Genomic DNA, 23074 nt, shown 5'->3' on the forward strand with positions numbered 1-23074 from the left:
CGAGCCGGACGCGAGCACGAGCCCGAGGGAGGACGACGATGACACCGCGCTCCTCCACCCGGACGGTGATCATCGCTGCAGGTGCGGCCCTCGCCTCGGTGCTGCCGTTGATGGCGATCACGATCGACGACAGCTGGCTCGTTCCGGCGGCTGTCGCCGTGGCCGCGGTCGCCGCCAGCGGGTTCCTGATGCGCCGGCTCGGCATTCCGGCGGTCGTCGTTCCGGTGGCGCAGCTCGCGGTGCTGGTGCTCTGGCTGGGCGTGCTGTTCGCCGGTGACGTCGCCCTGCTGGGGTTCATCCCCACGACGGCGTGGGCCACGCGCCTGGTCGATGTGTTCGGTGAGGGCCTGGACGCCATCACGTCCTACGTGCAGCCCATCCCGGTTCCGCGCGGCATCTCGCTGATGCTCGTCGGCGGTGCCGGGCTCGTCGCGCTCCTGGTGGACGTCGTGGCCGTGGGGCTGCGGCGGATCGCGTTGACCGGGTTTCCCCTGGCGACGTGCTATGCCGTCGCGGCCTCGGTGACCCCGGGAGGTCTGGCGTGGTGGTGGTTCGTGCCGCCGGCAGCGGCGTTCCTCGCCCTGTTGATCTCCGAGGGCCGCAGCCGGATCATGGCGTGGGGCCGGGCGGCGAGCCCGTCCGCGGCGCATTCGGGCATTCCGGAGACCGATTCGCTGGCCCGCAACGGACGTCGCGTCAGCGCGGTCGCCCTCACTGCGGCCATTCTCGTGCCCGGGGTGGTACCCGTCCTCAGCGAGGGCGTGCTCGACAGCGGCCGGGGCGGCAGCGGAGGCGGCGGACAGACCATCCGCACCGACAACCCCATCGTCGACCTCCAGCAGAACCTGCAACGCCCCGAGAACGTCGATGTCCTCACGTACACCTCGTCCGTCGACGAGCCGCAGTACATCCGGACAGTGGCGCTGGACATCTTCGACGGCCAGGAGTGGAAGACCTCCGAGCGCCCGGTCCCCGACTCCGTCAACAGCGGCCTACCGTGGCCGCAAGGACTCGACGTGGCCGACCCCTCGACGGTCGACTACACCATCGACGTCACCGACAACTACAGCTCGCGCTGGCTCCCCCTGCCGTACCCGCCGCGTGCGATCGAGATCGAAGGCGACTGGCGATACCACGCCGAAACGCTGGACGTGGTGTCACCCGAGGACGATGTTCGCTCGATGACCTACCAGGTCACCGGGTTGAACATCGCGCCGAGCGTGGAGGCGCTGCGTTCGGCCGGCAAACCCGGTGACGAGCTCGATCCGCTGCTGCAGCTGCCCGGCGACTTGCCCGGCATCGTCACCGACCTGGCCGCTGAGGTCACCCAGGACGCCAGCAACGACTTCGCCCGGGCGGCAGCCCTGCAGAGCTGGTTCCGATCCGACGGCGGTTTCATCTACGACATCGAGTCCCAGCCGGGACACTCGTCGACGGCGCTCGCGGACTTCCTGACCGACCGACGCGGATACTGCGAGCAGTTCGCCGCATCGATGGCGATCATGGCTCGAGCTCTGGGCATCCCCGCTCGCGTCGCCGTCGGCTTCACCGGCGGTGACTACCAGGGTGATGCCACCTACCTCGTCCGTGCTCACGACTCTCACGCCTGGCCCGAGCTGTACTTCGACGGCATCGGCTGGGTGCGCTTCGAGCCCACTCCCCCATCGCGTACCGGCCGGGCACCGGATTGGACCTTCATCCCGGCCGACGACGCGCCCACCGACACGTCCATCTCGTCTGCGTCGCCGACGCCGCGGCCTTCTGCGTCGCAACCCGGTGTCACGCCCGACGACGATGTCGCCGGTGGCGGCGGGTCGTCGGGTGACGGGCCGTCGTCCCCGTGGTCGCTGGCCGTGCTCGGCCTGGTCCTGATGGTCGCCTTCGTCAGCACTCCGTGGCTGCACTCCAAGGTGGTCCGCGCTTGGCGGTGGCGGCAGACCGAAGGCGAGGCCCCGGACCCGGCAGCTGCAGCCGAGGCCGCGTGGGCGGAGTTCCGCGAAGCGGTACGCGACGCCGGACTGCGGTGGAATGCGGCCGACACGCCGCGATCGAGTGCGCGACGCCTGGCTGACGAAGCTGACCTCGACGACGACACCCGAGCGGCGCTCGCCGACATCGTGACGGCGACCGAACGCGCCCGCTACGCTCCCCAGGCGCTGGCGATGCCAGACCTGCGGTCGGATGCCGCGGTGGTACGTCGCGGGTTCGCTCGCTCCATGTCGCTGTCGACGCGAGTGCGAGCCTTCCTGGTGCCGTCACGGCTGCGAGATGCTGCGGCTGCCGCGAGCAAGGCCGTCGCCGACGGATACGACTGGGCCGATGCCAGCGGTGAACGCCTACGGACGGCACTGAATCGCGTGCTGCCAGGCGGGGCGCGATCGCGAACCTGACGTGTGCTGACCGAGCAGCAGAACATGGTCGGCTCGGGCCCACATCACGGGCACACATGGGGACCAGAAGCCCACGCCATCGGCCACCGCCGAACGAAAGCCCGCCCGACACAGCAAAACGCGGGCCAGCGTGCTGGCCCGCGCAAGATTGTTCAGCGGTTCACTGGCCGAAGCCGCGCTCCCGCCGATCACGCCAACGCTGCTCCATGCGCTCCATGAACGTTCCGCTGTTCTTAGGCCGTTTGGTCGCCTTGGGACGACGTTGCCGGCGTGCAGATCCGGGGCTGATGTCCGGCACGTCAGGCACCGCACCAGCGGGGTCGGTCAGTGGGACCCGCCTCCAGGAGGTCACGGCGTACCACGACGAACCGAGCATGACGACGAACCCAGCCACTCCGAGCGGGATCACCTGCGTGACGGCGCCGGTCATGAGCATGACCACGCCGACGACGAACACAAGGCCGGCCACGACGGCACGGCGCCGGTACCGCCGCCGAAGGTCCGCACCACGCATCGCCGTGGCGAACTTCGGATCCTCGGCGAGGAGCGCCTGCTCCATTTGTTCGAGCAGCCGCTGCTCATGATCGGAGAGTGGCACCGTTCCCCTCCAATGAACGCGGAACTACATGGGCACCTGCTGTACAGACCAGCATATGCGGACCAAGCCAAGGACGAAAGCCGACCGGCGTAGCGCGCATCGCGGGACGGTCAAGCAGGATTCCGCCGCGCTATGACGTGCAGCGCAGCAGCCACCGCGCGGAACGCCGGATGCCGCGCGGCAGCGATCTCGAGCTCGGCCAGCGCCGCCACGTCGGCGGGGTCGTCGCCCACACTCCCGGCGACGCCGTCGGTGAAGACTCGAACACCATGAACCTCCACCACCTGCAGCCCCGACGAGGTCAGCATCGAGATGAGCCCGGGCTCGTCGAAGCGGCGCGGCAGCGGGTCCGACGGCCCCCACCGCCCGTCCGGATCGTCGAGGAGCCTGCGTGCATCAGCGAGGTGGCCCGCCTGTGCCTTGGCGAACACCGCAGCGTAGCGCTGGGCTGCCACGACGCTGCAGACCCCGGCCGGGCGCAGGCAGGCCGCGACACCGGCCATCGCCGAGTCAGGTTCGTCGATCACTTCCAAGACGCCGTGACACAGCACGAGGTCGGCGCTGTTCGCACCGACGACGCTCAGCAACCCGGCGGCGTCGCCCTGCACACCGGCCACCTCGGCGTCCACACCGGCATCTGAGGCACGCCGATGCAAGGTGGCCAGCGCGTTCGGGCTCGGGTCCACGACCGTGACCCGATGGCCGAGCTCGGCGAGCGGGACGGCGAAGGTGCCGCTGCCGCCGCCCAGATCGACTACGTCGAGTCGGCTGCGCCCGGACACCTCGCACAACCTGGCCATCGCGGTGTTGAGCTGCGTCCAGATCGCCTCGGTCCGGGGATGCCGGCGCACCCGATCAGCCACGCTGACCACTCCGCCCACTCGTCGTCTCGTTCACGCTTCGCTCGACCGTGCCCAGATGTTCACGCCCGCGTCCACGGCGTAGTTGTCGATCTGCGCCAGCTCGTCCGCGCTGAACTCCAGGTGCTCGATCGCGCCGAGACTGTCCAGCAACTGTGCCGGCGTGCGGGCACCGACGAGCACCGAGGTGATCCGCTCGTCGCGCAAGGCCCACGACAGGGCCATCTGCGCCAGCGTCTGACCCCGCGCAGCGGCGATGTCGTTCAGCGCCCGGACCCGGGCGATCACGTCATCGGTGATCAGCGAGGGCGAGAACGACCCCGCGCGGGCGGCCCGGGAATCCTCGGGCACACCTGCCAGGTACTTGTTCGTCAACAGGCCTTGGGCCAGCGGCGAGAACGCGATGACACCGAGCCCGTGCTCGGCGACCGTGTCGAGCAGGTCGGGTTCGATCCACCGGTTGAGCATCGAGTACGACGGCTGATGGATGGCCAGCGGGGTACCCAGCTCTCGCATGATCTGCACCGCCTGCGCGGTTCGGTGCGCGGAATACGACGAGATGCCGGCGTACAGGGCCCGTCCGGAGCGCACCGCCGCATCCAGCGCGCCCATGGTCTCTTCCAGTGGAGTGTCCGGGTCGAAGCGGTGCGAGTAGAAGATGTCGACGTAATCCAACCCGAGCCGCTCTAGTGAATCGTCCAGGCTGGCCAACAGATACTTGCGAGAGCCCCATTCGCCGTAGGGCCCGGGCCACATGTCGTAGCCGGCTTTGGTGGAGATGATCAGTTCGTTGCGGTATGGCCGCAGGTCTTCGGCGAAGATGCGGCCGAAGTTCTTCTCCGTCGCCCCTGGAGGCGGGCCGTAGTTGTTCGCCAGATCGAAGTGAGTGACACCGCGCTCGAATGCCGTCCGGATGATTTCACGCTGTGCGGCCAGCGCGGTTTCGTCACCGAAGTTCTGCCAGAGCCCGAGTGAGATGGCAGGAAGATGCATCCCGGTACGGCCGCTGCGCCGGTACGGCATCGTGTCATACCGGCTCTCGTCAGCCCGGAACGGCGCATTGACATGAAGGTTCTTAGCGGGACGCTCAGCCATACGTGCGAACCTACCGGTTGTGTCCCGCTCTCGCGCTCACGCCCGTCCCCGTCCGGAGTTGTTCGCCGGGCGCCACGACGTCGATTCCGGCACCGCCGAACTGATACCCGACCGCGACGACCCGGGCGGGTGGTCGGTGCTGGTCAACGGCGCGCCGAGCTCGTACATCCACCTCGACGACCCTACCCGCCTGGATTACGAGTACATGCAATGGACCGGCTGCGTGCTCGACGCGCTCGGCCAGCCGGGCCAGCCGGTTGACGCGGTACACCTCGGCGGGGCCGGCTGTACGCTGGCGCGTTACCTCGCGGCGACTCGGCCAGGTTCGCGGCAGACGGTGTTCGAAGTCGACGCTGCCCTCGTGACTCTCATGCGGCAGGCGTTCGGGCTGCGGGCGGTGCCGGGTCTGCGCATACGCACCGCCGACGGGCTGGAGGGCCTGGGGGTGATGCCCCCGGGAGGCGCCGACGTCGTGGTTCGGGACGCTTTCGACGGCGAGCAGGTGCCCAGGCACCAGACGACGGTGACGTTCCACCGGGAGGTGGACCGGGTCCTCAACGACGGTGGCACCTACGTTGGCAACGTGGCCGACACCGCAGACGTCCGGGAGTCGCGTGTCGAAGCCGCCGCGGCGTCGGAGGTGTTCGAGCACGTCGCATTGATCGCCGAGCCGGCGCAGTTGCGGGGCCGTCGTTACGGGAACGTGGTGCTCGTGGCCTCGCAGCAGCCGCTGCCCGAGGACCACCTCGTGCGCAAACTGGCCGGTGGCGCTGTTCGTGCGCGCTATGTTCCCCCGGGAAAGGTCGCCGACCTCATCTCCGGCGTCGCTCCTCGCCTCTGACGAACAGGGCCGGGAGGCTGGCTCTCGCTTCGCCTCCCGGCCCTGTCGCCGAGCATCGCCGTCAGCGTTTCTCGGTGCTCACCTCAGCTGCAGCCGCTGGTGGAGCCACAGCCTTCGCAGACGTAACAACTGCCGGCCGGGCGCATCTTCGTGCCACACGTGAAGCACAGCGGAGCGTCCGTGCTGGTGCCCTGGATCGCTTCGAGCAGTTCCGCGGACGTGTGCGCGTCAGCCGGTGCCGGCTTCTCCGCTGCCTTCGGAGCTTCGGAGCGCTCCTGCGGCTGAGGCGTCTGCCGAAGATCGTTCACGTCGACGTCATCGACCGGTGCGTACTCGCCGGTCTCGATCTGCTGCGTCCGTTCAGCCACCGTGTAGATGCCCAGCGCCGACCGCGACTCGAACGGCAGGTGGTCCAGCGCGAGCCGACGGAAGATGTAGTCGACCACGCTTTGCGCCATCCGGATGTCGGGGTCGTCGGTCATGCCGGACGGCTCGAAACGCATGTTGGTGAACTTCTCGACGTAGGTCTCCAACGGCACGCCGTACTGCAACGCGATGGACACGGCAATGGAAAAGGCGTCCATGATGCCGGCCAGGGTGGAGCCCTGCTTGCCCAGTTTCAGGAAGACCTCGCCGAGGCCGTTGTCAGGGTACGAGCCGGCAGTCATGTAGCCTTCGGCGCCGCCGACGGTGAACGACGTGGTGGTGCTCGGCCGCGACTTGGGCAGGCGCTTGCGCACCGGCCGGTACTCGACGACGACCTCGTCGGACCCAGACTTCTCGGTAGCCTTCGACGAACCGTGCGACAACGGTTGCCCGACCTTGCAGTTGTCGCGGTAGACGGCCAACGCCTTCAGACCGAGCTTCCAGCCCTGCATGTAGACGTTCTCGATGTCCTCGACCGTCGCGGACTCCGGCATGTTGACGGTCTTGGAGATCGCACCGGACAGGAACGGCTGGACGGCGGCCATCATCCGCACGTGCCCCATCGGCTCGATGGCACGCGGCTGGCCGGCGGCGCAGTCGAACACGGCGTAGTGCTCCTGCTTGAGCCCGGGCGCGTCGACGACGTTGCCATGCTCGGCGATGTGCTCGACGATCGCTTCGATGGTCTCGCCGGTGTAGCCGAGCTTCTCCAACGCTCGGGGCACCGTCAGGTTCACGATCTGCATCGATCCACCGCCGACGAGCTTCTTGAACTTGACCAGCGAGAAATCGGGCTCGATGCCGGTCGTGTCGCAGTCCATCATGAAGCCGATCGTGCCGGTGGGAGCCAGCAGCGAGGCTTGCGCGTTTCGCCAGCCGTTCTTCTCGCCGATCTTGTTGCCCTCGGCCCAGACCTGGGTGGCCAGCTTGCGCACGTCTTCGTCGAGCGAGTGCACCGTGCGTAGTGCATCGTTGGCCGCGGCGTGCTTGCGCATGACCCTGGCGTGCGCCTCGGCATTACGAGCAAAGCCTTCGTACGGCCCGACCACCCCGGCCAGCTCGGCCGAGCGCTTGTACGCAGCACCGGTCATCAACGAGGTGATCGCCGCAGCCAAGGCTCGGCCGCCTTCGGAGTCATAGGCCAAGCCCGAGGCCATGAGCAGAGCACCCAGGTTGGCGTAGCCGATGCCCAGCTGCCGGTAGGCGCGCGTGACCTCCGTGATGGCTTCGGTCGGGAAGTCCGCGAAGCAGATGGAGATGTCCATCGCGGTGATGATCAGCTCGACGGCCTTGGCGAAGGTCTCGCCGTCGAAGCTGCCGTCGTCACGGACGAACTTGAGCAGGTTGAGGCTGGCGAGGTTGCAGCTGGAGTTGTCCAGGCTCATGTACTCCGAGCACGGATTGGACGCGGTGATGCGGCCGGTCTCGGGATTGGTGTGCCAGTCGTTGATGGTGTCGTCGTACTGGATGCCCGGGTCAGCGCACTCCCAGGCCGCCTGGGCGATGCTCCTGAACAGCTTGCGCCCATCGACGGTGTCGATGACTTCGCCGGTCAACCGCGCGCGCAGGCCGAACTCGTCGCCGGCTTCGACCGCTCGCATGAACTCGTCGGAGACCCGCACGGAGTTGTTGGCGTTCTGGTACTGCACCGACACGATGTCGCTTCCACCGAGGTCCATGTCGAACCCGGCGTCGCGCAGCGCACGGATCTTGTCCTCTTCACGAGCTTTCGTCTGGATGAACTCTTCGATGTCAGGGTGATCGACGTCGAGCACCACCATCTTGGCCGCCCGCCGCGTCGCGCCACCGGACTTGATCGTCCCGGCTGATGCGTCGGCTCCACGCATGAAGCTCACCGGGCCCGAGGCGGTACCTCCGGAGGACAGCAGCTCCTTGCTGGAACGGATGCGGGAGAGGTTGAGGCCGGCACCGGAGCCGCCTTTGAAGATCATCCCCTCTTCGCGGTACCAGTTGAGGATGGAGTCCATCGAGTCGTCGACGGACAGGATGAAACATGCCGAGACCTGCTGCGGAGCATTCGTCCCGACGTTGAACCACACCGGCGAGTTGAAGCTGAACACCTGGTGGAGCAACATCCAGGTCAGCTCGTGCTCGAAGATCTCGGCGTCGGCAGGCCCGGCGAAGTAGCCTTCACGCTCACCGGTGTCGCGATAGGCCTTGACGACACGGTCGATCAGTTGGCGCAAGCTCCACTCGCGGGCGTCGGTGCCGACTGCACCGCGGAAGTACTTCGTCGTCACGATCGTGGACGCGTTGAGCGACCAGAACTCCGGAAACTCCACGCCCTTCTGTTCGAAGACCGTCTCACCCGTACGCCAGTTCTGCTGGACGACGTCGCGGCGTTCCCACGTCACCTCGTCGTACGGATGCACGCCGGGCGTGGTGTAGATCCGGTTGATGGTGAGTCCCCGTGTGGCCGCCTTGGCCTTGGATCGCCCGGCGCTTTTGCCGCCAGAGCCTCCGCGGGCCGGACCGCTCACCGTCTCAGTCATGAATACTCCCTCATCTTTCCCCCGCCCGGCCGAACCGGGTGTCAAATGTGTTGTGCCGTCGAGGAACCTGCCCGCCGACCGTGGGTCCGGTTACTGTTCTGCCACCGTCAGCGTCGAGTCCGGCCGGGCGTCGTCGTCCGGCTCAGCACCGTGCTGGACGTCGGTCTGGCCGCCACGATCTGCTCGCAACGCCGCGATCTCGGCTTCGAAATCCGCGAGGCTCTCGAAGTCGCGGTACACGCTGGCGAACCTGAGGTAAGCGACTTCGTCCAAGTCGCGCAGCGGCGGCAGAATCGCCAGCCCGACCTCGTGGCTGGGGATCTCGGCACTGCCCGAGGCGCGGAACTGCTCCTCGACGCGTTGCGCCAGCCGAGCCAAGGCATCTTCGCTGACTCCGCGTCCCTGGCAGGCGCGACGCACACCCGCGATGACCTTCTCGCGGCTGAACGGCTCGGTCGCCCCGGAACGCTTCACCACGGCCAACGTCAGCTGTTCGACCGTCGTGAAGCGACGCTCGCAGGCCAGGCACTGCCGGCGCCGACGGATGACCGTGCCCTCGTCGGCGGTTCGGCTGTCGACCACGCGACTGTCGGCGTGGCGGCAGAACGGGCAGTGCACGCTCAACTCCCCCTTTCACGCCCTGTGGAAGAGATGGGGACAACCTGTGCACCCTCAACCACAATCTGTGGACGACTTACAGCTGTGTAACTACTAGATATAGGGGTAACAGTACGTCCCAGCCACCACGTTTTCAACCACGTTCGCGACACCCGCCAAAGTGCACTTCATCCCTGCAGGTCACTCGGCAACCCGCCGAGACGGCCGGGCGCGCCGCTCCGGGCTCGGCGCCCGGATCCTGCAGCGCGGCGTGATCATGGTGGCCGGTTTCACCACCGCCCGAACCATGTCGCCACAGTCGCGACCTGCCACCACGATCGCGGCGCGACGCCGGCCGAGCCGTGATCAGCGCTCGCTGGGCAGCCGCAGCCGGTCACCGGGCCGGATGTCACCAGCGGAGCTCAGATCGTTCAGCTCGACGATGGCGGTCACCACCTCGCGGCGGTCCGCCTCCGGCGCGACCCGCCCGGCCACGTCCCACAACGTGTCCCCCGGAACGATGCGCACCGTGGCCTGATCGGAAATCTCACCAGGACCCTCCGCTCCGGCCCAGGGGCGCACGACGCCGAGCACGCCGACGATCACGAGGGCCACCCACGCCGCCGACATCACGAGACGCCCTCGGCGCGTCAACCGCCCGCCGCGCACACTCGGCGCCGCCGAACCGCGGCAGGCCATCGGCACCGGACGTGCCACACGCACCCGACGCACGGCCGGCCCATCGACTTCGGCGAGATCGACCGGCAGGGACTCGATCACGACCCGCGTGCGCGCCTCGAGCGTCGATACATCCGTCGTGGTCGCCATGTCTGACCCTCCCGATATCGTCCGTACAACCGTTCGATGGAACGGCTGTACGAATTTCTACACCCCGGCACTGACAAAGTCGAGACATCTTCGAACAGATGTTTGATCGTGTCGCTGAAAGCGGTTACGCTTGGCGCCATTACTCGACGGTGCAGAGCGTTTTCGAACTAAGTGCGCGGTCGGGTTCAAACTTCATGAAGACGACGATGTGGAGGTGGCGCGGTGGCCACGCAAGGTGACAAGGACAGGGAGGCAGGGTCCGAGGGAGCCTCGGTGCACAGCTTTCCCGAGACCCACGTGCATCCGGCCGACCTGACGGTGCGGCAGCGCAAGGTACTCGAAGTCATCCGGGACGCCGTGGGCCACCGTGGGTATCCGCCCAGCATGCGCGAGATCGGCCAGGCGGCCGGATTGTCCAGTCCGTCAAGCGTTGCGCATCAGCTCGGGGTGCTCGAAGCGAAGGGCTACATCCGCCGCGATCCACACCGTCCGCGGGCGCTGGAAGTGCTCCCGCCTGGCTCAGCTCCGGGTGATTCCACCCGGCCACCCGAGTCCGAGCAGGACGGCAAGCCCATCCCGTCCTACGTGCCGATGGTCGGCCGAATCGCCGCCGGTGGTCCGGTTCTGGCTGAGCAGGCCGTCGAAGACGTGTTCCCCCTGCCCCGTGAGCTCGTCGGCGAAGGAACGCTGTTCATGCTGCGCGTCACCGGCGATTCGATGATCGATGCCGCCATCTGCGACGGCGACTGGGTCGTGGTGCGCCAGCAACAGGTCGCCGAGAACGGCGAGATCGTGGCCGCGATGATCGAGAGCGAGGCCACCGTCAAGACCTACAAGCAGCGCGACGGACACGTGTGGCTCCTGCCGCACAACGACGCGTACGAGCCGATTCCAGGTGACGACGCCGTCATCCTCGGACGCGTGGTCGCCGTGATGCGCCGAATCTGAGCCATGTCGCGGCCTCTGGGCGGGAGGCAGGGCTTGTCGCGACGTGGTGACGAGCCCGCTGGTCAGCCTTCCGCCGCATCGCCGGTGTCACCGCGCGTGTCGTCCGAGGCAGCGCTCGCAGCGAGCCGACGCAATGCACCGGTGACCACCGCGCGGTCCGTGGTGAACCACATCGGCGGCAACGACGCTCGCAGATAGCTCGAATAGCGAGCTGTCACCAGCCGGGGGTCGAGCACTGCCACCACGCCACGATCACTAGACCGACGAATCAGGCGGCCTGCGCCCTGAGCCAGAAGCAGCGCCGCGTGGTTCGCCGCGACGGTCATGAAACCGTTGCCCCCGGAACGCTCCACGGCCCGTTGACGCGCTGAACTCAGTGGCTCGTCGGGGCGCGGGAACGGCAGCCGGTCGATCACGACCAGTTGACACGAGCCGCCCGGCACGTCCACGCCCTGCCATAGCGACAACGTGCCGAACAAGCACGTGCGCTCGTCCGCGGCGAAACGCCGCAGCAGACTGGCCACGACGTCCTCGCCCTGGCACAGCACAGGAATGTCGGGCAGCTTCGCGCGCACCGCCTCGGCGGCCTCGATCGCAGCACGTCGCGACGAGAACAACCCGAGGCTGCGCCCGCCGGCCGCGGATATCAGCTCGACCAAGGCGTCCACGGCTTCAGGCCGCAGACCATCGCGACCCGGGGTGGGAAGGTCGCGCGCAACATAGAGAATCGCCTGCCGCCCGTAGTCGAACGGCGATCCCACGTCGAGGGCCGACCACGCCGGCGCACCCTCGCCGAGCAGCCCGAACGACCCGGCGGCAGCGTCGAACGTGCCACCGAGCTCCAACGTCGCCGACGTCGCGACCACCGTCGACGTCCCGAACAACCGCTCGCGCAGGACGCCTGCCACCGACAGTGGGGCGACCCGCAGCACGCGGCCGCCCCGGTCGCGGTCCTCGGTCCACACGACATCGAACTCGCCACCTGCCGACACTCGCTCGGCCGTCGCGAAGATCTCGTCGACCATCGCCTTCGCCGCACGCCGGGCCGACTCGGCGTCGGCACTTCGCTCGTCGCGGGCGGTTGCGGCAAACCCCGACTGCACGGCTCGGGCGGCATCGCGGACGTCCACCAGCGCCATCCGCAGTGGCTCTGGCAGCTCGTCCAGCCGGCCCAGCGGAGCATCGGCCAGGGTGGTGCGGAGCCGCTCCCCCGCGGTGCGCAACTCCTCGGCGTCGCCGTCGTCGACGTGCGAGCGCACCCGGGTCGCGGCGCGATCGATCACCCCGGGCCACAGGTCTGCAGTGGCCACACTCGTCACCCGGGCGGCCAGCTCGTGACCTTCGTCCACGACGACGACATCATGCTCGGGCAACACCGGCACGCCTTCGAGGGCATCGATGGCCAGCAATGCGTGGTTGGTCACCACCACATCGGCTTCACCGGCGCGAGCCCGGGCCAGTTCGGCGAAGCATTCCTGGCCGTACGGGCAACGGCTGGCGCCCAGGCATTCACGCGAACTGACCGAGATCTGCGCCCACGCCCGATCACTCACGCCCGGGTCCAGCCGGTCCCGATCGCCGGTACCGCCGGACGACGCCTGTTCCTCGGCCCACTCGCGGGCCCGCAGGACCTCCTGCCCGAGTGGACCGGTCGCAGCCTGCTCCACCGAGACGAGCGCGCCTTGGTCGTCGGGCGCGCCATCGCGAACGCGATGCAGGCAGGCGTAGTTCGCTCGCCCTTTGAGAGTGGCCCACCGCGGGGGCCGGCTCAGCAGGCCGCCGGCGGCATCGACCAGAGCAGGCAGGTCGCGATCGACCAACTGGGCCTGCAGGGCCAGCGTCGCGGTGGCCACGATGACCGGTTCGTCGGTCTCGTGTGCGTGCAACAGCGCGGGCACGAGATAGGCCAGCGACTTACCGGTGCCGGTGCCAGCCTGGACGAGCAAATGCTCGCCGCTGTCGATGGCGTGGCGGACGGCTTCGGCCATCGCCACCTGTCCGGGTCGCTCGGCTCCCCCGACCGAGGCGACAGCCGCGGCCAGCAGTTTCACGACGTTGGGGTCGGCCTGGGTCACCGATGAGACGTTACACGTTGTCGATCGCGCACATCGTCCACGCCGGAGTGCGGCACGGTTGCCCTCGACGCGCGGCGCGCGCGGGCACGTGGACGCCCGAGGGCGCGGCCGTTATCACCGCGTGGCCATGATGGAATCGGCCGTATGACCTACGACGCGGTGCCTCTGATTCCCCGGGACGTCTTGTTCGGCAACCCGGAGCGCATCTCACCCAGCCTGTCACCGGACGGCACGCGGCTCGGCTTCGTGGCTCCGGACGACGGCGTGCTCAACGTCTGGGTCGGCCCGGCCGATGATCCGTCGGCGGCGCGGCCAGTCACCCATGACCGCGGGCGCGGCATCCGCATCTTCATGTTCTGTCATGACGACCGCACTCTCGTGTACCTGCAGGACACCGATGGTGACGAGGACTGGCGCCTCTACGCACTGGACCTCGAGTCCGGCGAGTCGACGCTGCTCACGCCACAGACCGGGGTCACGGCCGGGGTGTTGGAGCACAACCGATGGAACCCCACGACGATGCTCATCGGGCTCAACGCCGACGACCCCGCGCTGCACGACGTCTACCGGGTGGACCTGACCACCCGAGCGCTGGAGAAGGTGGAGACGAACCCCGGCTACGCCGGCTGGCTGGTCGACTCCCACCTCCAGATCCGCGGCGGGCTGACCATGACCGAGGACGGCGGGGCGGTGGTCTACCGGCGTCGTGACGACGGCACCGACGAGCCGTGGTTCGATATCAGTGCCGAAGACGTCGCCGCCACCGACGTCGTCGGCTTCAGCCGGGACGGATCGGCCGCGTTCATCCTGTCCAGCGTCGACGCGAACGCCGCCCGCCTCATCCGCGTCGACCTCGCCTCCGGCGCCGAAACGGTGCTGGCCGAGGACCCCGACTACGACGTCAGCGGCGTGGCCATGCATCCGGACACCCTGGAGCCCCAAGCGGTCACCTTCGTCAAGCAGCGCAAGGAGTGGGTGTACCTCGACCAGGAGCTGGGCGCCGAGATCGACCACCTGCGCTCCCGTCTGCACGGCGAGGTCGGCGTGTCGCGCGCGGTACGCGACGATCGCACCTGGCTCGTCTCCGACGTGCTCTCCGATGGGCCGGTCCGTTACTACGTCTTCGACCGGGACTCCCGGGAGCTGACGTACCTGTTCTCCCATCGCCCCGAACTCGAGGAGTACCGCCTCGCCGAGATGGAGCCGTTCTCGTTCACCGCTCGCGACGGCTTGACCGTGCACGGCTACCTGACGTTCCCGCCGGAGGTGCCGCGATCTGGTCTACCGGCGGTCCTCAACGTCCACGGCGGGCCGTGGGCGCGCGACACCTGGGGCTACGACCCCGAAGCGCAGTGGTTCGCCAACCGCGGCTACGTGTGCGTGCAGGTCAACTTCCGCGGTTCCACCGGGTACGGCAAGGCGTTCGGCAACGCCGGTAACAAGCAGTGGGGTCGAGCGATGCACACCGACCTGCTCGACGCCATCGACCACCTCGTCGAGTCCGGGGCCGTCGACCGCGATCGCGTCGGCATCTACGGCGGCTCCTACGGCGGTTACGCAGCCTTGGCCGGTGCTGCGTTCACCCCGGACGTCTTCCGTTGCGCCGTCGACCTCGTGGGCCCGTCGAATCTGTTGACGCTGCTGGCCTCGGTGCCGGAGTACTGGAAGCCGCAGATCGCCTTCATGCACACCCGGGTGGGCAATCCCGATACCGAGGCCGACATGCTGTGGGAGCGTTCGCCGCTGTCGAAGGCCGATCAGATCCGGATTCCGGTGCTGGTGGCGCAAGGAAAGAACGACCCCAGGGTGAAGGTGGCCGAGGCCGAGCAGATCGTGAACGCGCTGAAGGACAAGGGGCTCGACCACGAGTACCTGTTGTTCGAGGACGAGGGCCACGGGTTGGCGAAACCGGAGAACCGGGAACGGTTCTATGCCGCCGCCGAGGCGTTCCTGGCTGAGCACCTGGGCGGGCGCTCGTCGTGACACCACGAGGCGACCTGCTGCATCACCAGGCGTGCATGGGTGGTGCAGCAGGGAATCGCCAAGTGAACATGATCATTTACACGGTGTAGGCCTCGAGGGCCGCGGCGAGGTTCTCGGGGACGCGAGCACGCACCCGAGTGCCTTCGGCGACGTGGTCGACGGAGATGACCTCGCCGGTCGTGTGGACCCGGGACACCAACTCGCCGTGGTCGTAGGGCACGAGCGCGTCGATCTCGACGGCCGGGCGCGGCAGCTCGTTCTCGATGAGCGTCCGCAGCTTGTCGATGCCCTCGCCGGTTCGCGCCGACACCACGACGGCATGCGGCTCGCTGCGCAGCAGCCGGGCGGTGGCCAGCGGGTCGGCGGCGTCGGCCTTGTTGACGGCGACGATCTCGGGAACGTCGCCGGCGCCGATTTCGGACAGGACGTCACGTACCGCGCTGAGCTGGCCTTCGGGGTCGGGATGGGATCCGTCGACGACGTGGACCAACAAGTCGGCGTCGGCGACCTCCTCCAGGGTGGACCGGAAGGCCTCGACGAGCTCGTGCGGCAGGTGCCGCACGAAGCCGACGGTGTCGGCGAGGGTGTAGATGCGCCCGTCGGATGTCTGGGTCCGCCGCACCGTCGGGTCGAGAGTGGCGAACAGCGCGTCCTCGACCAGCACGCCGGCGTCGGTGAGCCGGTTGAGCAGCGAAGACTTGCCGGCGTTGGTGTAGCCCACGATGGAAACCGCCGGCACCGCGTTGCGCCGCCGCTCGGCGCGCTTGGTGTCGCGGGCCGTGCGCATGGCGGCGAGCTCGCGCCGCAACCGAGCCATCCGGGTACGGATCCGGCGGCGGTCGGTCTCGAGCTTCGTCTCACCCGGACCACGGGTCCCGACGCCGCCGCCCGCCCCACCGGCGCGGCCGCCGGCCTGCCGGGACAGGCTGCTACCCCAGCCTCGGAGCCGCTGCGAGAGGTACTCGAGCTGGGCGAGCTCGACTTGAGCCTTGCCCTCGCGGCTCTTGGCGTGCTGAGCGAAGATGTCGAGAATCACCATGGTGCGGTCGACGACCTTGACACCGATGCGGTCTTCGAGGTTGCGCAGCTGCGACGCGGACAGCTCGCCGTCGCACACGACGGTGTCGGCGCCGGTGCTCAGAACGATGTCGCGGAGCTCGTCGACCTTGCCGGAGCCGATGAACGTCGCCGGGTCCGGACGCTGCCGGCGCTGCACCAGGCCCTCGAGGACCTGTGAACCAGCGGTCTCGGCCAGCGCAGCGAGCTCGGCGAGGGAGTTGTCAGCTTCGGTACTGTCGCCACCGGGCCACACCCCGACCAGCACCACCCGCTCGAGTCGCAGCCGTCGGTACTCGACCTCGGTGACGTCTTCGAGCTCGGTGGACAGCCCCGCGACCCGGCGCAGGGAGCGGCGCTCGTCGAGCTCGAGATCACCGGTCGTCTCCACGTCGGCGCCGGCCTCCACGTCCGGGAGGCGCTCGCCGAAATCGGCGAACGGATCGTATGTCGAGGTGTCGTATGTGGTGGTGTCGTCTGTAGAGGTACGGCGTGGGCTGGTGGTCATTCTCCTGCTTTCACCGGGCGTGACCCGCTACTCGGGTGGGCTTGTGAATCCACGATCCCATGTTCGGACTTCGAGGTCACCCCGGTTTTTCGTCGGTCGACGTCCTACGACCGACCGTAGCTCGCTCCCGTCGACGCAGCCCACCGCAACTTGGCCGCCGCTCGCAACGTGGCCGCACGCCGCTCGGCTCGCCCGGATGCGCGGCGCTCGCTTCGGCGGGCGACCTCCTGGAGCACGGCCTCACGTCTTTGGATCTGTGTCACGCTCATGACACACCGCCTCTCATCAGCACGTGCCATGTGGGTCGGCTACCCAGCCTGGCCACATTCACAACGCTAGGCCCGCCTGACTTCGAGTACGTCAGCCGCGAGTCGTCACGTCGCCCTCCTCCTACTGAAGGAGACGTCCCGGAGCCGCCTCAGGATGCTGTGATGTGCGTCACACTTCGATGGTGCCGTGAATGCCCAGGACAGCCGGCCCGGTCAGAAGCATCTCGCCGTCCGGGCGTTCGGTGACGACGAGCCGGCCCCCAGGGACGTCCACGGTGTACGGCAACCCGGCGCCGACCCCGTCGCGGCGCATCGCCGCCCAGGCGGCAGCGCACACACCGGTTCCGCACGATCGAGTCTCGCCGACCCCCCGCTCCCACACCCGCATCGCGATGTGCCGTTCGCCATGGCCGACGACGAACTCGACGTTCGCCGACTCCGGGAACAGCGTCGCCGGGCGGATCCCCGGCGGCTCGGTCAGCAGTCCGAGCGCGGCCAGATCGTCGACGAAGACCACAGCGTGCGGGTTGGGCACCCACACCGCGGTGGCCGGCCAGGTGTGCCCCGCGGCGGTCACGAGCGGCAGTTGCCGCGTCGGCGCTGGGCGCGCATGCCCCATCTCGACGGTGAACGTCTCGTCAGTCTCCGCATGAACCGTCCGTGCTCCGCCGCGAGTGGCGATGGTGAGCACCGGGCCTTCGGCGTATCCGGACTCCCAGAGGTATCGCGCCATCACCCGCACCCCGTTGCCGCACATCTCGGCCACGGAGCCGTCAGCGTTGCGGTAGTCCATGAACCACTCGGCCGCATCAGCGAGATGCGCGTAGTCGGGGACGGCATCGGTCGGCACGACCCGGATGACGCCGTCGGCGCCGATTCCCGCGTACCGGTCGGTCATCCGCCGAACCGTCGCGGCGTCGAGTGTTTCCCGCAGCACGTCGTCGGCGTCGGGTACCAGCACGAAATCGTTCTGCGTGCCGTGGCCCTTGACGAAGCTGATGCTCGTTGCCATCGACGTTCTGGTTCCCTTCGTGCGCATCGCCCGGCTGCGATCCGTACCCGCCGCACGGCGCCGGTCACGATCGACGATCGTAAGCCAGCGCCTGCTCCACGAGGTCGGCGGCGTCGAATGGCAGCCAGGTGATGCGCTCGTCCTTGCCGAACCACGCATGCTGGCGGCGGGCGAAGCGGCGCGTAGCTCGCACGGTCTCGTCCTGCGCCTCCTGCTCGCTGCACTCGCCGGCCAGGAACGCCAGCACCTGGGCATAGCCGAGGGCGCGACTGGCCGTGGGCCCCTGCCGCAGGCCCTGGGCCTCCAGCCGGCGGACCTCGTCGACGAGCCCGAGCTCCCACATCCGCCGGACCCGCAGCTCGATGCGTTCGTCGAGCACCGGACGAGGCACGTCCAGGCCGATCTGGACGACGTCGTCGTAGGCGTAACGCCGCGGCGGCAGCGTTGCGGTGAACGGTCGGCCGGTCAGCTCGATGACCTCCAGCGCCCGGACCACCCGGCGCCCGTTGGTGGGCAGGATCGCCGCTGCCGCGGCCGGGTCGCGCTCACGCAGCCGCGCGTGCATCGCCGGTGCACCGTACTCGGCCAATTCGTCGCTCAGCCGGGCACGCACTTGTGGATCGGTCCCCGGGAACTCGAACTGGTCGAGGATGGCCCGGACGTACAGCGCGCTTCCCCCGACCAGGACCGGGACCACCCCGCGGCGCCGGCAATCGGCCACCGCGGCGCGGGCGAGCCGCTGGAACTCCGCCACCGTGGCCGGGCGGGTGACGTCGTAGAGGTCGAGCAGGTGGTGCGGCACGCCACGCCGCTCAGCAACCGGGAGCTTGGCCGTACCGACGTCCATGCCTCGATAGATCTGCATCGAGTCGGCGTTGATGATCTCACCGCCGACGCGTACGGCGAGGTCGACGGCCAGATCGCTCTTGCCGGCCGCCGTGGGGCCGACCACGGCGACGACCGGCGGCTGATCACTCTGGCGCACAGCAGTCAGTGTCGCACCAGTGGTGCGCGAATCCACATCGGGCGCCCGGTGTCCCACCACCATCAACGGATCTCCATGTTGGCCATCATCGCCATGTCCTCGTGCTCGAGGTTATGACAATGGAAGACGTATCGCCCCGGCTCTGCGTCGAAGGGGATCAGGATGCGGGCCCGCTCCCCCTCGACCAGGTCGATCGTGTCCTTCCAGCCGGCGTCGGTGGGCTTGGGTTCATCGTCGTTGCGCGACAGGACCTTGAACGACACGACATGCAGGTGGACCGGGTGGGCGGGATCGCTGTGCAGTTCCCACACCTCGCTCGTACCGGCAACGGGGTCGGCATCCGCACGGCGCGGATCGAACATCTCGCCGTTGATCGTCCACATCGACATGCCGTCGCGTTCTCCGGCCTGGTCGAAGTCGAAGGTGCGGGTGGCGACCGAGCTCGACTCGGTCAGCGCATCGAAGTCACTCATGTCGGCCAGCCGATCCGGGACGTCTCCGCCCTCGCCGTCGCCCGGGCCGGCCACCCGGAAGCGCATGACCTGTTCGGTCGAGCCTTCACCGAGCCTGTCCACCAGGGTGAACTCGCTGCCGGCCGGCTGTCCGGTGAAGTCGAGGACGACGTCGAACCGCTCGGCCTGGGCGATGGGGATGCTCTCGTGCCGTACCGGCGCCCCGAGCAGCCCGCCGTCGCTGCCGATCTGGATGAACGGCGCCTCGTCGGGCTCCGGGTCGAGCGCGAGTTCCATCCGGCGCGCGTTCGAGGCGTTGAGAATGCGGAACCGGTACCGAGACGCCGTCACCTCGAGCACCGGCCAGGGTGCGCCGTTGACGAGAACGACATCGCCCAGGACCCCGTCCATGAAGTCCTCGGTGACCCCGGGCGCGCCGGTCAGCGACGGATCGCGGGCCGGGTACCGGAACGCACCGGCGGAGTCGAACGAACGGTCACAGATCATCAGTGGGATGTCGTTGGCGCCGGCCGGCAGCCCCAGCGACTCTTCCTCGTCGTCGACGACGAGGTGGAACCCCGCGAGGCCGCGCCACACCGCCGGGCCGGTGAAATCCATCCGGTGATCGTGATACCAGAGCGTCGCGGCGCGCTGCTGCATCGGATAGACGTAGTCGCGAAAACCGTGTGACACCTCGCCCACCATCTCCGCGTGGTGGCCGTACATCTCCGCCTCGCTCCCGGGCGGAAGGACGAGGTCGATCGGGTAGCCGTCGCTGTCGGCCGGGGTGCGCCCGCCGTGTAGGTGCACCACGGTCGGCACGGGCAGCCGGTTCGTGTGCCGTACGACGGTTCGCCGCCCGCTCCGCGACACGATCGTCGGGCCGGGGAAGTTGCCCTCGTAGCCCCACACGGGGGTCTGCAGCCCGGGCAGGGTCTCTCGAGCGGCTTCGCGCTGAACGATCTCGTAGTAGTCCGTGGTCTCGTCGCGCCGAACCGGTTGGAGTACCGGCGGAATCGGCAACGCCACCTGGAACGGTTCCGGTAGGTCGAGTTCGCTGTCCACCACGACACCGGTGACCCCGCCGACCTCGGACAGCGAACAGCTGCCCAGGACAGGACCGGCCAACGCCAGCCCACCGGCCGCCCGGAGGAAGCCACGCCGCGACATCGTCGTCATCGTCGCGCCACACGCCGGTACACCGCGCCGCGGGCCGACGTGGCCAGGCGCGCGGTGACGCCCATGATCGCCAGCGCGTTGACCGCGTGCAGCGCACCGAACCACGCATCGGTGTCGTCGCCCAGGCGGGCGAAGGCGAACTGCACGATCCCCAGCACGACGAGCAGCGCGGTCAGCAGTACGGCAGTTCGGCTCGATCGCGCGACGAGCATCACGACCAGTAGGAGCAGGATGAGTGCGCCAATGGCGGTGCCGAGGTCACGGTGCGGGTCGAAACTCGCGCCGAACGCGCCCAGACCGGCGAAGGCGATCTGCACGACCACCGCGGCCAGCGTCACGAAGGCGAGCACTCGGAACACTGCCAGCGCGGCTGTGCGAACCCGGCTGATGCGATGCGTGTCGTCGAGGCGGGTATCGGTCCTGGTGTCAGCTGGGTCGCTCATGGTCTCTCCGCGTCGTGTCGGCCGGAACGGCGAAAAGAGCCTCGACGGCGTCCTCGTACTGCGGGTGCCGCCGTACCGGGACCATCACCAACTGGTCGCTGACTCGCTCGAGCGTCTCGGTGACGACGTCGAGTTCCTGCGGACCCAACTCAGGTAGGCGGCGGCGCAGGCGATCGAGCTCTGCGGCGACGATCCGCTCGCATCGCTCGCTCAGCACCCACTGGTTGCGCGGCATCGAAGCTCCTTCGCTCCTGCCATCTGCGATGGTGCGGATGGCATGGCTGTGAGCCTGACGCATCGGCCCGGCCGGACGCGTCCGCCAGATGCGGGTGATGACCTACGTTGATCGACGTAGGCGACGGTGGCGCCCGTACGTCGGCTGACGTGCTCGCACCCAACCGCGGCTGGCACCGGCGACAACAAGATCGCCGGCGCCCTTCCCGCGTACTGCGGGAAGGGCGCCGACGATCACGCGGGCCGGCCGGCGGCCGGCGGGAGAGAGATCAGTAGCGGTAGTGATCCGGCTTGTACGGGCCTTCGACCGGCACACCCAGGTAGTCGGCCTGGTCCTTGGTCATCTCGGTGAGCTTGCCGCCGAGCGCCTCGAGGTGAATGCGAGCGACCTTCTCGTCAAGGTGCTTGGGCAGCACGTAGACCTGCCGGTCGTACTGTTCGGGCTTGGTGAACAGTTCGATCTGGGCGATCGTCTGGTCGGAGAACGAGTTCGACATGACGAACGACGGGTGCCCGGTGGCGTTGCCCAGGTTGAGCAGCCGGCCCTCGGACAGCACGATGATCGACTTGCCGTCGGGGAAGGTCCACTCGTCGACCTGCGGCTTGATGGTGGTGCGCTTGATGCCCGGGTACCGCTCGAGCTCGGCCATCTGGATCTCGTTGTCGAAGTGGCCGATGTTGCCGACGATGGCCTGGTGCTTCATCTTCAGCATGTGCTCGAGGGTGATCACGTCCTTGTTGCCCGTGGTGGTGATCACGATGTCGGCGCGGTCGACGGCGTCGTCGAGGGTCGTGACCTCGTAGCCGTCCATGGCGGCCTGCAGGGCGCAGATCGGGTCGATCTCGGTGACGATGACCCGGGCGCCCTGGCCGCGAAGCGACTCCGCCGAGCCCTTGCCGACGTCACCGTAACCGCACACGACGGCGGTCTTGCCGCCGATGAGGACGTCGGTGGCGCGGTTGATGCCGTCGATCAGGGAGTGCCGGCAGCCGTACTTGTTGTCGAACTTCGACTTGGTGACCGCGTCGTTGACGTTGATGGCCGGGAACAGCAGCTCGCCGGCCTCGGCCAGCTGGTAGAGCCGGTGCACACCGGTGGTGGTCTCCTCGGTGACACCGCGGATGCCCGCTGCGACGGTCGTCCACTTGGAGGCGTCGGCCGCGATGGACGAACGCAGGACGCCCAGGATGACCTTCCACTCCTCGGGGTCGTCGTCGTTCGCGGACGGGACGGCACCGGCCTTCTCGTACTCGACGCCCTTGTGCACCAGGAGGGTGGCATCGCCACCGTCGTCGAGGATCATGTTCGGCCCGTCCAGCTCGGGCCAGGTCAGCATCTTCTCCGTGCAGGCCCAGTACTCCTCCAGCGTCTCGCCCTTCCAGGCGAAGACCGGGACACCCGCCGGCGCCTCGGTCGTGCCGTTCGGGCCGACGACGACCGCCGCGGCGGCGTGGTCCTGGGTGGAGAAGATGTTGCACGAGGCCCAGCGCACCTCGGCACCCAACGCGACGAGCGTCTCGATGAGCACGGCGGTCTGGATCGTCATGTGCAGCGAGCCGGAGATCCGGGCGCCGAGCAGCGGCTTGGACTCGGCGTACTCGCGCCGCAGCGTCATCAGGCCGGGCATCTCGTGCTCGGCCAGCCGGATCTCATTACGCCCGAACTCAGCCAGGGACAGGTCTGCAACGGCGAAGTCGATGCCGTTGAGACTGCGGAACTTGTCGGTGGACATAGGTCGGTGGCTCCTCGAGTAGACGGTGGTTGGTCCGTGGCACCTGCCC

Annotated in this window: 18 protein-coding genes; 4 read left to right on the forward strand and 14 right to left on the reverse strand. The window is 68.4% G+C overall.

Annotation, left to right across the window (positions count from 1 at the left end):
* Positions 1–38 precede the first annotated feature (38 nt).
* Positions 39–2390 carry a DUF3488 and transglutaminase-like domain-containing protein gene (locus M6444_RS10835; RefSeq protein WP_298326784.1) on the forward strand — a complete coding sequence of 784 codons (2352 nt, stop codon included), beginning with the start codon at positions 39–41 and terminating at the stop codon, positions 2388–2390.
* Positions 2391–2550: 160 nt separating this feature from the next.
* Here M6444_RS10835 and M6444_RS10840 read toward each other — a convergent pair whose 3' ends face one another.
* The 3 genes from M6444_RS10840 to mgrA all read right to left on the reverse strand — a co-directional run bounded on the left by M6444_RS10840 (position 2551) and on the right by mgrA (position 4943).
* The gene (locus M6444_RS10840) at positions 2551–2988 is read right to left on the reverse strand and encodes a DUF3040 domain-containing protein (RefSeq protein ID WP_298326787.1); all 438 of its coding nucleotides are present in this window, start codon (positions 2986–2988) and stop codon (positions 2551–2553) included.
* 110 nt (positions 2989–3098) lie between these two features.
* Positions 3099–3851, reverse strand: coding sequence for a methyltransferase domain-containing protein (locus tag M6444_RS10845; protein ID WP_298326790.1), 753 nt, complete (start codon positions 3849–3851; stop codon positions 3099–3101).
* A 30-nt stretch (positions 3852–3881) separates the two neighbouring features.
* Positions 3882–4943, reverse strand: coding sequence for an L-glyceraldehyde 3-phosphate reductase (gene mgrA, locus M6444_RS10850; RefSeq protein WP_298326793.1), 1062 nt, complete (start codon positions 4941–4943; stop codon positions 3882–3884).
* A 19-nt stretch (positions 4944–4962) separates the two neighbouring features.
* On the opposite strand from mgrA, the gene M6444_RS10855 reads away from it, so the two are divergent.
* Positions 4963–5784 carry a fused MFS/spermidine synthase gene (locus M6444_RS10855; protein WP_298326795.1) on the forward strand — a complete coding sequence of 274 codons (822 nt, stop codon included), beginning with the start codon at positions 4963–4965 and terminating at the stop codon, positions 5782–5784.
* 83 nt (positions 5785–5867) lie between these two features.
* Here M6444_RS10855 and M6444_RS10860 read toward each other — a convergent pair whose 3' ends face one another.
* The 3 genes from M6444_RS10860 to M6444_RS10870 all read right to left on the reverse strand — a co-directional run bounded on the left by M6444_RS10860 (position 5868) and on the right by M6444_RS10870 (position 10148).
* Positions 5868–8723, reverse strand: coding sequence for a vitamin B12-dependent ribonucleotide reductase (locus tag M6444_RS10860; RefSeq protein ID WP_298326798.1), 2856 nt, complete (start codon positions 8721–8723; stop codon positions 5868–5870).
* 90 nt (positions 8724–8813) lie between these two features.
* Positions 8814–9341, reverse strand: a complete 528-nt coding sequence (nrdR, locus tag M6444_RS10865) for a transcriptional regulator NrdR (RefSeq protein WP_298326800.1) — start codon at positions 9339–9341, stop codon at positions 8814–8816.
* 345 nt (positions 9342–9686) lie between these two features.
* Entirely contained in the window at positions 9687–10148 is a 462-nt protein-coding gene (locus M6444_RS10870; RefSeq protein WP_298326803.1) for a LysM peptidoglycan-binding domain-containing protein, read from the reverse strand.
* 273 nt (positions 10149–10421) lie between these two features.
* Here M6444_RS10870 and lexA point away from each other — a divergent pair, with 273 nt between their 5' ends.
* Positions 10422–11096: a transcriptional repressor LexA gene (lexA, locus tag M6444_RS10875; RefSeq protein WP_363326323.1), complete on the forward strand. Its 675-nt coding sequence runs from the start codon at positions 10422–10424 to the stop codon at positions 11094–11096.
* Between the two features lie 62 nt (positions 11097–11158).
* On the opposite strand, the gene M6444_RS10880 is transcribed toward lexA, so the two are convergent.
* Positions 11159–13171 (reverse strand): ATP-dependent DNA helicase, encoded by a 2013-nt coding sequence (locus M6444_RS10880; RefSeq protein ID WP_298326809.1) that lies wholly within the window; start codon positions 13169–13171, stop codon positions 11159–11161.
* A 144-nt stretch (positions 13172–13315) separates the two neighbouring features.
* On the opposite strand from M6444_RS10880, the gene M6444_RS10885 reads away from it, so the two are divergent.
* Positions 13316–15154 (forward strand): S9 family peptidase, encoded by a 1839-nt coding sequence (locus M6444_RS10885; RefSeq protein WP_298326812.1) that lies wholly within the window; start codon positions 13316–13318, stop codon positions 15152–15154.
* A gap of 76 nt (positions 15155–15230) precedes the next feature.
* Here the strand turns inward: M6444_RS10885 and hflX are convergent, their stop codons facing one another.
* The 7 genes from hflX to ahcY all read right to left on the reverse strand — a co-directional run bounded on the left by hflX (position 15231) and on the right by ahcY (position 23025).
* On the reverse strand, positions 15231–16718 hold the full coding sequence (hflX, locus tag M6444_RS10890) for a GTPase HflX (protein ID WP_298326816.1): 1488 nt from the start codon (positions 16716–16718) through the stop codon (positions 15231–15233).
* Positions 16719–17156: 438 nt separating this feature from the next.
* The gene (gene dapF / locus M6444_RS10895) at positions 17157–17999 is read right to left on the reverse strand and encodes a diaminopimelate epimerase (protein ID WP_298326819.1); all 843 of its coding nucleotides are present in this window, start codon (positions 17997–17999) and stop codon (positions 17157–17159) included.
* Positions 18000–18063: 64 nt separating this feature from the next.
* Positions 18064–18984, reverse strand: a complete 921-nt coding sequence (gene miaA, locus M6444_RS10900; protein WP_298326822.1) for a tRNA (adenosine(37)-N6)-dimethylallyltransferase MiaA — start codon at positions 18982–18984, stop codon at positions 18064–18066.
* 62 nt (positions 18985–19046) lie between these two features.
* Complete coding sequence (locus tag M6444_RS10905; RefSeq protein WP_298326825.1) at positions 19047–20606, reverse strand: multicopper oxidase family protein; 1560 nt, start codon at positions 20604–20606, stop codon at positions 19047–19049.
* 5 nt (positions 20607–20611) lie between these two features.
* On the reverse strand, positions 20612–21058 hold the full coding sequence (locus M6444_RS10910) for a DUF6220 domain-containing protein (protein ID WP_298326827.1): 447 nt from the start codon (positions 21056–21058) through the stop codon (positions 20612–20614).
* Positions 21042–21293 (reverse strand): hypothetical protein, encoded by a 252-nt coding sequence (locus tag M6444_RS10915; RefSeq protein WP_298326830.1) that lies wholly within the window; start codon positions 21291–21293, stop codon positions 21042–21044. Before M6444_RS10915 ends, M6444_RS10910 begins: the two co-directional genes overlap by 17 nt.
* 268 nt (positions 21294–21561) lie before the next feature.
* Positions 21562–23025, reverse strand: coding sequence for an adenosylhomocysteinase (gene ahcY / locus M6444_RS10920; protein WP_298326834.1), 1464 nt, complete (start codon positions 23023–23025; stop codon positions 21562–21564).
* Between the last annotated feature and the right edge of the window lie 49 nt (positions 23026–23074).

Origin of the sequence: Haloactinopolyspora sp., assembly GCF_027324685.1 — a bacterium.
Lineage (GTDB): Bacteria > Actinomycetota > Actinomycetes > Jiangellales > Jiangellaceae > Haloactinopolyspora.

Bases quoted from the DNA above. Each gene is read 5' to 3' on its own strand.
- hflX (WP_298326816.1), bottom strand. From the start codon at position 16,718: ATGACCACCAGCCCACGCCGTACCTCTACAGACGACACCACCACATAC.
- M6444_RS10885 (WP_298326812.1), top strand. From the start codon at position 13,316: ATGACCTACGACGCGGTGCCTCTGATTCCCCGGGACGTCTTGTTCGGC.
- mgrA (WP_298326793.1), bottom strand. From the start codon at position 4,943: ATGGCTGAGCGTCCCGCTAAGAACCTTCATGTCAATGCGCCGTTCCGG.
- dapF (WP_298326819.1), bottom strand. From the start codon at position 17,999: ATGGCAACGAGCATCAGCTTCGTCAAGGGCCACGGCACGCAGAACGAT.
- M6444_RS10915 (WP_298326830.1), bottom strand. From the start codon at position 21,293: ATGCCGCGCAACCAGTGGGTGCTGAGCGAGCGATGCGAGCGGATCGTC.
- M6444_RS10835 (WP_298326784.1), top strand. From the start codon at position 39: ATGACACCGCGCTCCTCCACCCGGACGGTGATCATCGCTGCAGGTGCG.
- M6444_RS10860 (WP_298326798.1), bottom strand. From the start codon at position 8,723: ATGACTGAGACGGTGAGCGGTCCGGCCCGCGGAGGCTCTGGCGGCAAA.
- M6444_RS10870 (WP_298326803.1), bottom strand. From the start codon at position 10,148: ATGGCGACCACGACGGATGTATCGACGCTCGAGGCGCGCACGCGGGTC.
- ahcY (WP_298326834.1), bottom strand. From the start codon at position 23,025: ATGTCCACCGACAAGTTCCGCAGTCTCAACGGCATCGACTTCGCCGTT.
- M6444_RS10905 (WP_298326825.1), bottom strand. From the start codon at position 20,606: ATGTCGCGGCGTGGCTTCCTCCGGGCGGCCGGTGGGCTGGCGTTGGCC.
- M6444_RS10910 (WP_298326827.1), bottom strand. From the start codon at position 21,058: ATGAGCGACCCAGCTGACACCAGGACCGATACCCGCCTCGACGACACG.